15 protein-coding genes and 1 pseudogene are annotated in these 13,868 nt (G+C 58.7%); 5 read left to right on the top strand and 11 right to left on the bottom strand.

The features are described from left to right. Window positions 1–9 precede the first annotated feature (9 nt). Window positions 10–1,245 carry a site-specific integrase gene (locus tag LB556_RS24255; RefSeq protein WP_224570119.1) on the top strand — a complete coding sequence of 412 codons (1,236 nt, stop codon included), beginning with the start codon at window positions 10–12 and terminating at the stop codon, window positions 1,243–1,245. Window positions 1,246–1,277: 32 nt separating this feature from the next. Here LB556_RS24255 and LB556_RS24250 read toward each other — a convergent pair whose 3' ends face one another. From LB556_RS24250 to repA, 4 genes are all read right to left on the bottom strand, one after another. Beyond that, window positions 1,278–1,832, bottom strand: a complete 555-nt coding sequence (locus LB556_RS24250) for a helix-turn-helix domain-containing protein (RefSeq protein WP_224570170.1) — start codon at window positions 1,830–1,832, stop codon at window positions 1,278–1,280. Window positions 1,833–2,077: 245 nt separating this feature from the next. Next, on the bottom strand, window positions 2,078–3,283 hold the full coding sequence (repC, locus tag LB556_RS24240; protein WP_224570169.1) for a plasmid replication protein RepC: 1,206 nt from the start codon (window positions 3,281–3,283) through the stop codon (window positions 2,078–2,080). 158 nt (window positions 3,284–3,441) lie between these two features. After that, window positions 3,442–4,449 carry a plasmid partitioning protein RepB gene (repB, locus tag LB556_RS24235; protein WP_224570118.1) on the bottom strand — a complete coding sequence of 336 codons (1,008 nt, stop codon included), beginning with the start codon at window positions 4,447–4,449 and terminating at the stop codon, window positions 3,442–3,444. Continuing rightward, window positions 4,449–5,642 carry a plasmid partitioning protein RepA gene (gene repA, locus LB556_RS24230; RefSeq protein ID WP_224570117.1) on the bottom strand — a complete coding sequence of 398 codons (1,194 nt, stop codon included), beginning with the start codon at window positions 5,640–5,642 and terminating at the stop codon, window positions 4,449–4,451. The genes repB and repA overlap by 1 nt, the downstream gene beginning before the upstream one ends. Before the next feature lie 215 nt (window positions 5,643–5,857). On the opposite strand from repA, the pseudogene LB556_RS32080 reads away from it, so the two are divergent. After that, window positions 5,858–6,347, top strand: a pseudogene (locus LB556_RS32080) (Tn3 family transposase); the annotation flags it as partial. A 216-nt stretch (window positions 6,348–6,563) separates the two neighbouring features. Here the strand turns inward: LB556_RS32080 and LB556_RS24220 are convergent. Continuing rightward, window positions 6,564–6,995 carry a Fic family protein gene (locus LB556_RS24220; RefSeq protein WP_411908612.1) on the bottom strand — a complete coding sequence of 144 codons (432 nt, stop codon included), beginning with the start codon at window positions 6,993–6,995 and terminating at the stop codon, window positions 6,564–6,566. Between the two features lie 762 nt (window positions 6,996–7,757). On the opposite strand from LB556_RS24220, the gene LB556_RS24215 reads away from it, so the two are divergent. The 3 genes from LB556_RS24215 to LB556_RS24205 all read left to right on the top strand — a co-directional run bounded on the left by LB556_RS24215 (window position 7,758) and on the right by LB556_RS24205 (window position 10,239). Next, complete coding sequence (locus LB556_RS24215) at window positions 7,758–8,021, top strand: WGR domain-containing protein (RefSeq protein WP_224570116.1); 264 nt, start codon at window positions 7,758–7,760, stop codon at window positions 8,019–8,021. 462 nt (window positions 8,022–8,483) lie between these two features. Continuing rightward, on the top strand, window positions 8,484–9,584 hold the full coding sequence (locus LB556_RS24210; RefSeq protein ID WP_224570115.1) for a GSU2403 family nucleotidyltransferase fold protein: 1,101 nt from the start codon (window positions 8,484–8,486) through the stop codon (window positions 9,582–9,584). A gap of 121 nt (window positions 9,585–9,705) precedes the next feature. Continuing rightward, window positions 9,706–10,239 carry a hypothetical protein gene (locus LB556_RS24205; RefSeq protein ID WP_224570114.1) on the top strand — a complete coding sequence of 178 codons (534 nt, stop codon included), beginning with the start codon at window positions 9,706–9,708 and terminating at the stop codon, window positions 10,237–10,239. 47 nt (window positions 10,240–10,286) lie between these two features. Here the strand turns inward: LB556_RS24205 and LB556_RS24200 are convergent, their stop codons facing one another. From LB556_RS24200 to LB556_RS24175, 6 genes are all read right to left on the bottom strand, one after another. Beyond that, window positions 10,287–10,499: a hypothetical protein gene (locus LB556_RS24200; protein WP_224570113.1), complete on the bottom strand. Its 213-nt coding sequence runs from the start codon at window positions 10,497–10,499 to the stop codon at window positions 10,287–10,289. Then, the gene (locus tag LB556_RS24195; protein ID WP_224570112.1) at window positions 10,492–10,815 is read right to left on the bottom strand and encodes a hypothetical protein; all 324 of its coding nucleotides are present in this window, start codon (window positions 10,813–10,815) and stop codon (window positions 10,492–10,494) included. Before LB556_RS24195 ends, LB556_RS24200 begins: the two co-directional genes overlap by 8 nt. Window positions 10,816–11,374: 559 nt before the next feature. Beyond that, window positions 11,375–12,328 carry a hypothetical protein gene (locus LB556_RS24190; protein ID WP_224570111.1) on the bottom strand — a complete coding sequence of 318 codons (954 nt, stop codon included), beginning with the start codon at window positions 12,326–12,328 and terminating at the stop codon, window positions 11,375–11,377. Then, entirely contained in the window at window positions 12,318–12,902 is a 585-nt protein-coding gene (locus LB556_RS24185) for a hypothetical protein (protein WP_224570110.1), read from the bottom strand. The genes LB556_RS24190 and LB556_RS24185 overlap by 11 nt, the downstream gene beginning before the upstream one ends. Then, a complete protein-coding gene (locus tag LB556_RS24180) occupies window positions 12,899–13,282 on the bottom strand; it encodes a hypothetical protein (protein WP_224570109.1) in 384 nt (127 codons plus the stop codon). Before LB556_RS24180 ends, LB556_RS24185 begins: the two co-directional genes overlap by 4 nt. Before the next feature lie 83 nt (window positions 13,283–13,365). Beyond that, the gene (locus tag LB556_RS24175) at window positions 13,366–13,749 is read right to left on the bottom strand and encodes a hypothetical protein (RefSeq protein WP_224570108.1); all 384 of its coding nucleotides are present in this window, start codon (window positions 13,747–13,749) and stop codon (window positions 13,366–13,368) included. Window positions 13,750–13,868 lie beyond the last annotated feature (119 nt).

Raw genomic sequence — 13,868 nt, 5'->3', positions numbered from 1 at the left:
GCTGCCAAAATGGCCATTTTCAGCGAGCAGAAACCCGAAAATCACGTCGAGCCGACCTCAGCACCGTCCCACAGCACGGCATTTGGAAACGGTGTTCCCGCCACCCAGCTGTCGGCCGAGTCCGAGAGCGCGATCGCCGACGATGGTCTCGGCAGCGATCTGCCCGATATCGTCGACGTCGTCATGGCTATGGGCCGATCCGACGACCAGACGTCGGACGGGACGCCCTCCCCTCCCCAGCCGATCACGCCGTCAAATCGTATACCGGCGCATCTGGAACAACTCGCCGGTCATGCGCGAAAGTACGTCGAGGCAGCGAGTTCCGCCAACACCCGCCGTGCCTATGCTGCCGACTGGAAGCATTTTAGCGCATGGGCCCGCCGCCAGAATTTGTCGGTGTTTCCACCTGACCCACAGACCGTTGGCCTCTACATCACGGCGCAGGCTTCGGGATTTGGTAAGGATAAAAAATCCGTGGCAACGATCGAGCGCCGTCTCTCATCCCTGACCTGGAATTATACACAGCGTGGCCAGCCGTTGGATAGAAAAGACCGGCACATCGCCACCGTGCTGGCCGGCATTCGCAACAGCCATGCAAAACCGCCGGTGCAGAAGGAGGCGATCCTGCCTGAGGATCTCATTGCCATGCTCGAAACGCTCGACCGCGGCACGCTGCGTGGCCTGCGCGACCGAGCCATGCTGTTGCTTGGCTTCACTGGTGGCCTGCGCCGCTCGGAAATTGTCGGTCTCGACATTGCCAGGGATCAAACCGAGGACGGCCGCGGCTGGATTGATTTTTTCCCCGACAAGGGTGTGCTCGTAACGTTGCGGGGCAAGACCGGCTGGCGTGAGGTCGAGATCGGCCGCGGGTCGGGCGACAGCACCTGCCCCGTTGCCGCGCTGCAGACCTGGCTCAAATTTTCCAGGATCGGCCACGGTCCCCTCTTTCGCAGGGTGGCAGGGCAAGGCAAAAAAGTGGGCGCCGAGCGGCTGAACGACCAGGAAGTGGCGCGGCTGGTCAAGCGCACGGCGCTTGCCTCTGATGTTCGCGGCGACCTGCCCGAAGGCGATCGCGCAACAAAATTCTCTGGCCACTCCTTGCGCGCCGGCCTTGCCTCCTCGGCCGAGGTCGATGAGCGCTATGTGCAGAAGCAACTCGGCCATGCCTCCGCTGAAATGACCCGCCGCTATCAGCGCCGCAGAGACAGGTTCCGCGTCAACCTCACCAAGGCGAGCGGGCTGTAGACCGGGCGAAAAGCCCCCTCCCTCGCCCAATTTCAGTGAGATGCAGCGACGGTACGATTTTCCTCGGCAGATTTGTCGGTTGACAGAGCTCGCAAGACCGCTTCGGGCTCTTTCTCCATGATGCGGAGCAAGGTCCGAGCAGCGCCACTGGGTTGCCGCTTTCCTTGCTCCCATTTCTTGTACCCGGAAGGGCTTGTACCGAGCACAGTGGCCATTTCGTCCTGAGTAAGGTCAAGCTTCTTGCGGATCGCCTTCGCGTCAACTGTACCGGCATCCACAGCAGTCACCCGAATGCCGGGAACGTCCTTGCCTTGCGCATGTGCCGGAGCCTCAGACATGGCCTGGATCAGATCCGCACCGAATTTCGTCATCTCGCTCATGTTCGCGGCCTTTATCGCCTTCGCAAACGCTGCAACTGCCTTGGCCTTTTCAGGCTTGAAATCCGTCTTTTCGTTCTTGCCGTAAGCCAGAAGGGCGTAAATCGGGGCATCGTCACTGTACCAATAGTAGATCACTCGCGCTCCGCCCCGCTTGCCTTTGCCCTTCGCGCCAAATCGAACCTTGCGAACGCCGCCTGTCGCTGGAATTTCATCGCCAACCAGCGGATTGGCGGCTAGAAAATCGATCAGCTCTTTCCGCTCATCCTAGGTGAAAAGCTCCGAAGCTTGCTTGATGAATAACGGTACCTCGGCGATGGTCTGCATATCGTTTCTGTAACCCAATGGGCTATGATATGGTTTGGTTTAGCTCGAATGTCAACGCCGGCCTTGCCTCCTCGGTCGAAGTCGACGAGCGCTATGCACAGAAACAGCCTGGCCATGCTTCCGCCGATTCATCCGGTCATTCTCACGGTCGAGCCGTTGGCCTTAAGCGCGGCCATCAGCATCGGCCCGACAGAGAACTCCCCTGCCCTCGCCTTTTCGGTCAGCACCCGCAGATAGCCGCCAGCCGAGTTGATGTGCTGCGCCCGTTGGAGGATGCAGGCAATCACGATCGCTGCAACCTCCTGGCCCATTGTATGGCAAGCCTCCTCATACGCCGAAGGCGAAACGCCCAGGTAGCCCCGCACCTGCGCCGCGGTGATCATCAAATCGCGCCAGTTTCTAATCCCGTCCACGGCATAATCAGCAATTTCGGGGCAGGCTTTCAGCACAAGCCCTATCGGATAGCTTTTCGGCTTCCCGTCGGGTGCAGGTCTTGGTTCGACCGCCGCGCAGCTTTTCTCTAAAGCCGGTTCAAATACAAAAGTGGAGTCTGTGTTTGAATCAGATTGCTGCCGCTCATTTTGGGACTCATTGGCGCTTGGATTCGTGGATTTCATGAAACTTTCCAGCAACATATCCACTTCATCATGGAGTGCTGTCATATCCGCGACGATCCACTCCAGTTCTGGCAAACCTGCTCGTCTCGGAATCGCATCCACGATGGCCCTAAAACGCAGCCAGATAGCTCCCCAGTCCCCAGGAGCGCCTTCCTCGATCGCAGCCTCGACAAGCTTGTGTATGTCACGGCGATGGAGCGTGATCCGCTCCCGCATCAATTTGAGCACCCGGATGTCGGCACGGACCTGCTCGGCCGCATGCTGAAACTCCGCGGCCCGCGTCAGCAACGGCGCCAACGAGAACCCGAAGGCTTCCTCGACGGCTCCGCCCTTTCCCTTGCGAGCAAACCTTTTACCGTTCGGGCTGTCGCGACGGATGATCAGACCGCAACTGACCAATTCCGCCAGGTTTCTTCGCAGCGTGGAATCGGCCATGCCGTGCGCACGCAGCGATAGCTGCGCATTCGACGGAAATACCATCAGGCCGTTTTCCTCGCTGATCTGGTCGTCCGGATAGAAGGACAAGAGCCCGCTCAGCACGGCCAGTGCGCGATCTCCCACGCCCACGATGGTCTTGCCTTCACACAGCCAGCGATAGACCTGCCATTTTTCGACGAGAGCTCCTTCAGGAATCTCTCGCGATGCCGTATTCACTTGCACTAGGGCAAGCGACATCGGCCGCCGCCCAAAGGGCGTCGTTGCAATACCCGTTTCCATTTCTTCCTTCGCCTTCAATAAGGCAAAAGAACCCTGCCCGCCGAAACGGCGCCAACGACTCTTGACAGTGATTCGGGGAAATGCGATTCTCAGTCAGCTACTACGGAGAAGGGCTTCCACGACGAAAGTCGCTCGGGGGCCTTTTTCTTTTGCGGTTTCTACTCTCCAGTGGTTGCGTTGGTGGACTTTAGGAAGGCCTCGTAGAGGTCATCCAGCCGTCCTGCGATATATTTGGCGAAGCGCGGCCCGTTCGCGGCCTCTAGGGTAACGGTGGCCCTCTTCGCGGTGGTTTTCACGATTACGCTAACCGATTTGTCCGTGGGCGCCCAAGGTTGGGAGGCCTGCCCCTTAGGCTGGACAAGTCGGTTTTTGATAGTGTCGGCAGCCTTTTGAAAGCGTTGATCACTTGAGTTGTCCGCGGACAACGAGACCAAGAGCGCCGTCATGTCAATTTTCGCCTTTGGCAGCGTTTCCGCGAATTCCATCCATCTCCGGCGGCCGACTTCCGGCGCGGCTCCAATCGCCTCTATCAGCCCGATTGGTATCTCCCGGACAACCGATATCATCTTGGACAGAGCAGCCTTGTCCACATTTAGCGCTGCCATGATGACCTCACGGGAGAACGAACGGTCTTCGAGACGCACAGCAAACAACGCTCTCTCGATGTACGAAAGATTCGTCCGAGCGTTGTTTTCCTGCCCCTGACTGACAACAAGCTGGTCATCAGAAAGATCGCGGATCACGGCTCGAACGCGGAGGCGCAATTCTCTAACCGCTGCTAGTCTGCGGTGGCCATAGGCTACCTGATATCGGCCATTGGTTTCCGGATGCGGTCGGACCAAGATCGGCACCTGTTGTCCGTGATCTCGGATTTGGCTGACAAGTTCGGCCAGCCCTACGGAATCAATGCCGAGCCGATCTCTGATGAACGACCCATCAACGAAGGCTGGATCGAGTTCCACAATTGTCTGGCCTTGCGCCAGCTGCTTCTCGATGTCCTGGGCCCGTTCGAACTTCTGCGTGATGTTGCCAAGGGTTTTCGTGATGCCACCGACGGGAGCACCGCGAGTCGCGGGAGCGACAAAGCCCGCAATTGGCCTGACTGATGTCATTGGCGTCAGGGCCCCTTCCGAAGATGAAACCTCTATGAGATTTTTGCGGGACATTATCTCCTCCCCCAGGTCGCTCTCAGCAGCCCTTCAATCTCGGAGTTCACCGCGTTCAGGGATTCCATCGCTCTGTCATAGGTGCCGCGCGTGAACTGCGCCCGCTCAACCTCGTAAAGCGTCTGCTTGGTAACACCCGCGTCCGATATCGCAGTCGACTTCAGCATATGATTGTGAAGCATCCGGTTCCCGAAGATGGCCCGCATGAACCCTGTCATTTGGCTTTGAGGACCGTCGTTGGGCTCATAGCGGGTAACAAGATAACGCATCCAATCATAGCTGGTTCGGCCTCCTGCCCTTTCGACAACGGCCATCATTTCGCTCGTCATCGCCAGGAACTGGCTCATCGACATCACGTCCAGCATCTGCGGATGCACGGTGATCAGCACTGACGTTGCTGCACACAACGCCGACATCGTCAGAAAACCAAGCTGAGGCGGACAGTCGATGATTACGACATCATAGAGGCTTTCGATGTCTGTCAAAACCTCGCCAATCCGGGCAAAAAACATGGATTCGGCAGTTCCCGAGGTGATCGCTCTCGGTGTCTCATGCTCGAACTCCATCAGCTCGAGATTGCCCGGCAAAATGTGAAGGTTCCGCGTGTATGTAGCCCTGACAATTTCAGCGATCGGTCGCGGATCTTCGTAACGGATTGCTCCGTAGAGGGTTTCGCCCTCTCCGACATCCAGTTCAGGCTGGTGTCCAAAAAGAGCGGACAACGAGGCCTGAGGATCGAGATCGATGGCGAGAGTCCGATAGCCGCGCAACGCAAGATACTGTGCGAGATGCGCAGAAGTCGTTGTCTTTGCCGAGCCGCCTTTGAAATTCATTACGGCAATAACCTGAAGCTTCTCCCCAGCGCGACGGACAGGAGCGTACTTTGGTGACCCGTTCTTCTCGTCCAGCGACCGACGGATGTTTTCCATATCATCGGGCGAGTAGACGCGGCGCCCATTGGCCAGCGGTTCGGGCCCATGTCCGTCCGAAGCTACTTGTCTCAAATAGCCCTCGCCGATCCCGATATAGTAAGCCGCTTCGGCAGGCGTGAAATGCCGGATCGTCTTCTGGGACGTCGGCGGGAAAATCTTCTGTTGATGCAGTTGAAGCTGCCGCGACAATTCGAGTGAATCCGCCGATAAAATCGATGGCAGGTGTTCCTGCTCTCCGCCTTGGATTTTTGTCTGTAACATCGTCGAACCTCGAACTGCGCAATTAATGCAGATTTCAACCAAACTGCGCAGTTACAATATGGTCCGATTCGTAAAGAATTTACAAACGTTTAACCAAGATGGTCACGGCGGGTCAGAGGAGCCGAGTTGTCCGCGGACAACCTGACTTCGATTTGATCTCAATGCCGCCCTTTGTCAAAGTGATGTAATTCCGGCATGAACCAGCATAATTGAACAGCGAGGCTGCCTATCGAGGCGCTGGGGCGATTGTTCGACGCATCGCGCGATAGTGCTCGCCGGATTATGGGACAGCGGCATCAGCTCGTCGAGCGACGGTCGGCATTTCCTTGCTGGGAGCGCGGTGTCGCGATCGGCGACATCAACGCGCGAAGGCTACGGACTGGGCAGATCTTTCTACGCCCAGTTCTCGGATACCCATATCTCGGATCAGTATGATCCGGTCGCCCCTTGCGTGATCGACGCGACCGCAGGCAGGCCCCCTATGTTCTCGATGGTTTGCTGTACCACCAGACCGGGCTGTCAATCGAAGAGCATTTTACAGATACGGGCGGCGCGTCCGACCATGTGCTCGGACTGATGCCGTTCTTCGGTTACCGCTTCGCGGCCCGACTGCGTGATATCAAGGAGCGCCGCTTGCATCTGCTACCCGGTCAGGAGGCGGGGCCGTTGCTTGCCGGTATGGTCGGCGATCCGATCGCACCAGATCTTCCCAATTTCCTGAAATTCCACTCATCTGAAAGACAACGGGGCGGTCCAGGGACATTGACTTCGGCATCGGTGAAAAGATTGGGAAACAGCCGCTCCCTGAAATCGAGAGGAAAAGCGATCCGCACTGGTGCCTTCGGAGTCTCAGATTTCAGGAAACCGCGGTCGACGAGATGTGACAGGGTGTTCCGTTCCGTGCCGTGCGCTCGGATGTCTTCAGCACGAAATTGGCCTCGCCACCGGGCAGCCTACCGTGCCGCAATACCGCCGCCACCAGATCAGGCGCGCGTTTGTCGTCGACGATATCTTGCACCAGGGCGCGGTAGCGAGCCCGATCGTCAGGAACCATTCGACGAAATCCTTGAGTGCCGATTCCAAAAGATTTGCCCGTCCGTCGCGATCGCCCTGTCTGGGACTGTCGGCGTGATCCATCGTACGCTTGTATTCGCCCCGATCTTTCAGGCCACGAGCGAGACCACGAGATATCGACCACAGGCCATTGCCGCCGATCCCGGCCTTGAGCGCCATGGCGTGAGACATCAGCCGACTGACGCGGCCGTTGCCGTCTGGAAACGGGTGGATGTAATTGAGACGGTGATGAGCCGACGCAATCGCGATGATCCGCAGGCTGGCCTGCCTTTCGACCATCGCAAACCGTTTCTGGAAATACTCCATAAAGGCCATCGTCCTGCCAGACGATGGCGGCTGATGGCGTCCGACAACGACATCATGATCTGCGGACATCCGGGATCTCATATCCACTTGCGCTTTATCGCGATGCCGAGGGCCTGGTATGTGGTCACGACGTTGAGCTTCTGCCGTATGTTCTGCAGCTGAAACTCGACCGCGCGACGTCAGATATTCCGTAAGGCGGCGATGTCATCATTCGTCTTCCCTTGAAGAAGCCACGCAAGGCATTCCAGCTGATAGCTCTGAGAGGGGAGGGGGCTGCGTTCATCAGGCCGTCGTCGTCTCGGTTCAGCAGGTAGCCATCGACGAACGCGCCAAGTGTCAGGACGGAATATTGGTCCGCGAGCATGGTGGTGTCGGGCTTTCGCTCCGGACGAAAATGTGAGCAGCGCGCGGCGCCCAAACCCGTCGAAGATCGGGATAGACATGTCGGATCGAGCGCCGAAATTTCGGGCTTCGCCAAAGGATTTTCGGCGGAGTGGAAAAGTGAGTTAAGAAATTTGGCTAGCCGGGTCCTTTTTTCCCATGGAAGCTCCGGGGCTTCTCTTCGGCGCAGTTTGGATTGCGCGTTCAGCCCCTCCGCTTCGGCGCGGGAAACGCCGACGGCGGCCCTTCGGGCAGCCGCCTTGATGGCAATCCATCAGCGTTATGAATCATTTGGCTGAGATCGATTCATCGAACTCGTTGGACGCTGCTTCCTTCGAGAGCGAGACACGGTCCATGCACAACTACGAGACAAGACCGGCTTATCTTCGCCGTATCGACGCCGCACGCAACATGGCGCGGTTCTATTCGCTCTCGATCCAGCCGACGCTGTTCGGCGGTGCATCGCTCATCCGCAACTGGGGACGGATCGGAACGAACGGCCAGATCAAAGTCGAGACCTTTGATGAGCCGCAAGAGATCGATGACGCATTCATCCGGCTTGAGCGCGCAAAGCGACGGCGAGGCTACGTTGACCCGAGCGTTACCGGCGCCGATTGAACTCGGTGAATGTCTTGCACCGTGCGCTGAACTCACGCAGCATCGGCCGAGGCGACACTTGACCTTTGGCCATTGGATGGAGTTGGCGCATGTCGATTACCTCATCCGTCACATCGTGGTGGATGATCAGCCCGCTGTCCGCGTCGACCGCCGTCCGGACTCTGTGTGAAGGAGGCTTGAGGCCGTTCCCATGCGCATAGACCGTATCGCGACGGTGCTTAAGCGATTTCAGATGTCTGTCTTTGCGGAAAGGTCCGTGTATCGCGATACTCGGCCGCTGGATGTTCATCGTCGGTAAAGGTGCGAGCGGTCGGTTTGCATCGGCCGGCTGAAGGAGCGCTTAATTATCCCGACGTTGCCTTTGCGTTATAAGATTTTCGTATTTTTCTTATAACTTCGCTTGCACTATCAGTCGACGGGCAGTTATAAGAGAACCGTGTTCCTCTTATAATGGAGTCGCATATGAGGACGGTGGATCTCGCTTATCGAACAATGTTTGCCGAACTCGTCCAACGATCCCTTGATGCTTCGTTCGAGTCCGATTTCCCGACGACGGGCAATTTCGTTCGGGTTCCAGTCAAAGAACGTATTTACTGGTATTTCGAAGAAACACAGCCGAAGAAGACGAGGCGCTACGTCGGCCCCGCCGACGACCCCGAGATCGCGAAGAGGGTAGGGGCCTTCCGTGAGATCAAGGATGACCTTCGAAGTCGTCGGAAACTGGTGTCTACACTCGTTCGCGAAGCTGGACTGACCGAACCGGAGAAATTCACCGGTGATATCGTCCAGGCGCTGGGGAAAGCCGGAATCTTTCGACTGCGGGGGGTTCTCGTTGGTACGGTCGCGTTCCAGAGCTACGCCGGGTATCTGGGTGTACGGTTGCCGGGAGGATCGTTGCAGACGGGTGATGCCGATTTCGCGCAGCACTATTCAATCTCGTCGGCCGTTGACGACAGCCTGCCTCCTATCCTGGATGTCCTGAGGGAGATCGACCCGACCTTTCGTGAGATCCCCCATCGATCCGATCGCATGCGCGTAACGCAGTATGAGAACGCCGCGCGATACAAGGTGGAGTTCCTGACTCCAAACCGCGGTTCCGATGACTATGCCGATCATGCAAGCCCAATGCCGTCTTTGGGCGGAGCATCTGCACAGCCGCTACGATTTCTCGATTTCCTGATCCATCAACCCATTAGAACAGTGCTGCTGCATCGTTCAGGGGTGCCTGTGGTTGTGCCATCACCCGAACGGTACGCCGTACACAAGCTGATTGTTGCCTCTCGTCGACAATCGGATGCAAACGGCGTCGCCAAGCGCGAGAAAGATGTCTACCAGGCCAGCCTTCTTGTGGAGGCGCTGGAGGCCACGCGCCGCCAGGACGATCTTGCAGTGGTGTTTTCGGAGGCGTGGGGCAGGGGGCAAAGCTGGCGTGAGGCGATCCAGATAGGGCTAGGTATGTTGTCCCCCAAAAAACGAGAGGCAGTTGAAAAGACAATCAGAGGTGGGTTGTCCGAAATCAGCGAGGGCCTGGAAGGCTTCACGCGCAAGACCCACGCATCGTAGTCAGCAAAAGGGCTCAAAGATTGCCATGTCGCCAAACCTTTTTGACAACCTCCTTGTCGCCAAGGAGTTTGTCGCTTGCATGTAAACAAAATATTCTCCTCCCAGTGCACGGGAGGGACGGATGCTTAAGGTAATCCTCAAGGCCATACGGCAGATCATCGGCGGACTAGTCCAGCTTCCTGGCGACTTCCTGCGTTGGCTCACGGGCCAGCAAGACACGCCGCTGCCTCCGGCGACCGATGACTTCGCCGATGAGGTTGACAGTCAGGCTGCAAAACTGCGGGAGCAGCTCGATGCGGCTACGGCCCCTGAATCCATGATCTCGGTCCGTTCGCTCGGAGGTCATGTCCATGCCTACGCGGCTGGCGACCGCGAATACAGGGACGCGTTCGACGTCGGTTCCGTCCCGGCGCGTGTCTCGGTAGCCTTGTTGACGCTGACACCCGACCAGCTTGCCCGTCTCGCCAACGCGGGACCGGAACGCTGCGGACGGTGGGCTCTCGGTGAAAAGACCGGGCTTGTCGGCGTGCCTCCGGTCAAGCGGGGCTGGGTGCGTTCTCTGGTCAGCGGGACGAAACCAGCCGGAAAGCCGGAGCCTGGTCTCGTTCCCGAAGGCGAAGCTCCTTCCGGCATGCTGTTTCGACGGGCCGCCTGATTTCCTCGAACGAATAGGAGTTCGTGGTTTATGCGCCAACCGGAAAGTCAGTCTTCCCCGTGCGGCTGCTTTCCCTGCCGGCGGCGCTCGGACCACCATTCATAGGTTTCGTCGAGCGCCGTCTGGTTTTTCTCCCGCAGCCGCTCGGCGACCACGGCCATTGCCGGTTTCTTTCGATACGCTCGAAGCGCGTCTTCCGCCTCCGGCGTTTCCTGAAGCAAGTCCCTAAAACGTTCGTACAGGTCGTCGTCCTCACCCATTGGCGGAGATGCCCCGGATCAGCGCGTCACGGGAGGCGACCGAGCGGCGCAACTTGGCGACTTCGGCTTCGAGTTCCTGGACGCGGTAGACGGCGGATCGCGCGACAGCGAGGGCTTCCGCCGACGAACGCTGCGCGTTGATGAGGCGGGCGGACCAGAGGCCGTTTGCGCGGCGCTCCCGTGCTTCCTTCATCGCGGCGAGACCAGCCCCATGCGCGTTCGCGATGACGCTTGCTCCGACCGTGGCGAGGGCGGCGAACTGCATGGCCGTGCCTGTGGCCGGACACGGGACGCTACGGTGCTGCTGATGTGACATTATCGATCTCCTTGAGCCGACAGTTAGCCGGCGGAAGGCACGGCGTCGACGCCTCCCAGCAAGGTTTCCGCAAGCATCCCTGGCAGGGATCTAACTCAGTCCCACAGATCCGAGTCCTCGCAAATCAGGCAGATGCGGTTGTGGATTCCTTGGGATTGGAAGCTGAGACGGCAGCACAAGCACGGCCGCCAGCTTCCGGCTGGATTCTGCTTCGCCGCGAAACGGGGCCGGCAACGCCGAGGCTGCATTTCCGTATCTCCACCGACCGGCCGTCCTGCGGATCATGCCTGCAATCTCCGACGCCTTGAGGCCGCGCCGCGACAGCGTGTCGATCAGGATGGCCGCATCGCCAATCTCTGGTCCATCTCCCAGATCCACCAGCTCATGCCATGGGACTACAACCCCTGAACGGCTTCGGCTACGCGCTTACGGTGGACAAAGCCCCGAGCGATGCTGTTCGCATCCAAGGTGGCCGCGCTGTCGCGGCCAACGACACATAAGCCGACTGCTCGGCCGCCGGCCCCAGGCTGGTCGAAGAGCCGCGAGAACTCGCAGCACACTACCAACCCTTACCTAGCGCGACCCTGCTGTCCCGAGCAGCTTTCCACTCATGCACTTCGGTTAAATAGAATGAAATTTCACCGAGACGTTGGTAATGTTCAAACGTTCTGTCAGCGATTGCTTCGACATTGCGATGCTCACGCCCCATCATCTTTTTGAACAACGGTATGAAGCGAGCGATCACGGTTCCGTCGTCGTACATTTGCATAAAAGCGTCGTACGCGTGCTTTGGAGTGATGCTCTCGGAAAAGTACACACAATGGAGCAACTCCCGGTCTTCAGCCCATACAAAGCATCGTTGCAAGACGACTCCGCCGATGCTTTCTGCGTGATCGCGAGCCTTTTCGTATTCCCCCGGTTCACGCCCTCCGGTTGTGTGATATTGAGCGGCAGGCTGGGCGGCATGGCAAAGGTCATCGAGGCTGTACACTTCGTAGCCGAACTCTGCCGGTAGGGGTTCGCCGTGCCAATAGACCGACGCGCTGCGGTGGCGGCCAGGACCCAAACTCTGCATAGCGCCATAGCCGTGATGGTGTAAAAACCAGACTTCGTCCTCGATCCTTTTGTCAAGATCGCATTCTTCCGCGCCCGTCGGGGGAATGCATTCGCCAAATCGTCTGTTCCAGTTGTCCACCGCCAGCTGGAGCGGACCTCCCATCACTTCCGCCAATAAGAGCTCCTCTTTCCGATAGTCCCACTCGATTGTAGGATCCCACTCCAGAGCGCCGGTGTCCCGAAGTTTTGAAAGATCAAGTCTGCCAGCCATGTCGTCGACTCCTCGCCCTTTCTTCATCTCGGTTTCCTCCGGCGATCCTTCCTCGAGATGCCAATGGACCACATCCGGCCACTTCTTCGGAATCGGCTCCTCGCCCGTCATCGGGATCGCGGCCTTTTCCGCGCGGCGGGGAGGTATGAGACCGCCGCGCGGTGGTGGGGTCGGTTTACGCAGCATCGCGAAATCTCCTCTCGTGAATATCCCTAAGGGCCGCGACCTGCGCCTCCGTCGGCATGATCCGCCAGCCGGTGTTTTCCAATCCGACCCGCTCGATGAGGTATTCGTCGACCTCGGCGACCGCCATGGCGTCTGCTTTCGCAGCCAGCCCGCCATGCCGCCAACCCAGCCACTCGACACACAGGGCCTCGTCCGGTGGAAGTCGGTAGTCAGGCTTCACGTTTTCCTTGCCCGGCATGCACGAGCCACGGTGGCGGGCCGCGTAGGACTCGCCGAAACCTGGCTGCGTCGTCTCCAGCAGGAGTTCCAGCTGCGGCCCGAGCACGATCCAGAGGCGCTGCTCCCGTGTCAGCCAAGGAAACTGCCCGCGAGCAGCGGTGCGCAGCCTGTCCAGCTTGTCCGCCGGGATCAGCCTGGTGCCCTTGGCCCCGGGCTGGAAAGCATACTGGTAGCTGGTCTGCCGAGCTACGCCGAGTTCGTCGGCGATGCGGTTGGAATCCCAGCCGCTGCGCTTGAGACGGTCCCGGACCTCTACGAAATGGTCGCGGATTTCCTGGTGCGATGCGGCCCTCATGATGGCCGCGCTTCCGCGTCGAAGGCCTCACCGAAGTTCCACAGGGCTTTGTCCGCCCGACGGTCGACGTCGATCTGCCGCTTGCGGATAACGGCAAGCGCATGCACTGCGTCACCCAGTACCTCCTCGCTGCTCCCGCCTTCTTCGCGGTACAGGGAAAAACGGTTGTCGATCGACCTCGTCATGTCTGCGATGCGCTCAACGATGTAGCCGAAAGCGGCCTGGCCATAGAGTCGATCATCCTCGTCGCCGTTGCGAGCGGTCCAGCCGCCGCTAGGAATTTCGGTGGCGTCCAATCGCAGCTCTTCGGAATCGTGCAGCCCTATCGATATCGCGCCGTAGAGCGCGATGCGACGATAGCGAAGTTCAGTGTCAGTCATGTAGTCCTCCTCGTGTTGCCGGAGAGATGTCCCCGTATATGCGGCGCGCTTTGGGGCCTGCGCCGCATAGGCTGGGACACCGCTCACGCGGCGATTGACTCAACCGCCGATTCTGCTGCGGCTCTCGCCGCTAGCCGCGCGGACTTGAGAGCCTTCGCCGCACTTGCGTGGACCTCGACGGTCATTTCGTCGTCAGTCTTTTCGACCACGCGCCAGTAGATGCGGTTTGGATCAAATCGCCCGCCGGAGGTTGTGTAATCCCCGGCAATCTCAAGAACGTCGGCGATCCCGACGGATTCGACGTCGACGGTCTCGCCGCGCGATTTCAGAAAGCTCTTGCTCATGTTGGCAGCGTTCTTCCCGGTCAGCTTGGCGACCCAATTCCGGCCGCGCCTATGGCTGCAAAAGATCGGGTTCTCGAAGCTGTCGCCGTCGAGCTCGATGGTCTTCGTTTCAATGGGTTCCATGATGCTTCCTCCTTCAATGTCGGCTGCATTGTGCGGCCGATATGAAGATGGTTGTCGGTAATGACGATCATGACAAGCCTTGGTCCAAATTTATTTTACAACTTGCAAAGTGCAATTTG

The organism is Mesorhizobium sp. ES1-4, assembly GCF_020164745.1.
GTDB lineage: Bacteria > Pseudomonadota > Alphaproteobacteria > Rhizobiales > Rhizobiaceae > Mesorhizobium.
This window is presented reverse-complemented; position numbering and strand designations above follow the sequence as displayed.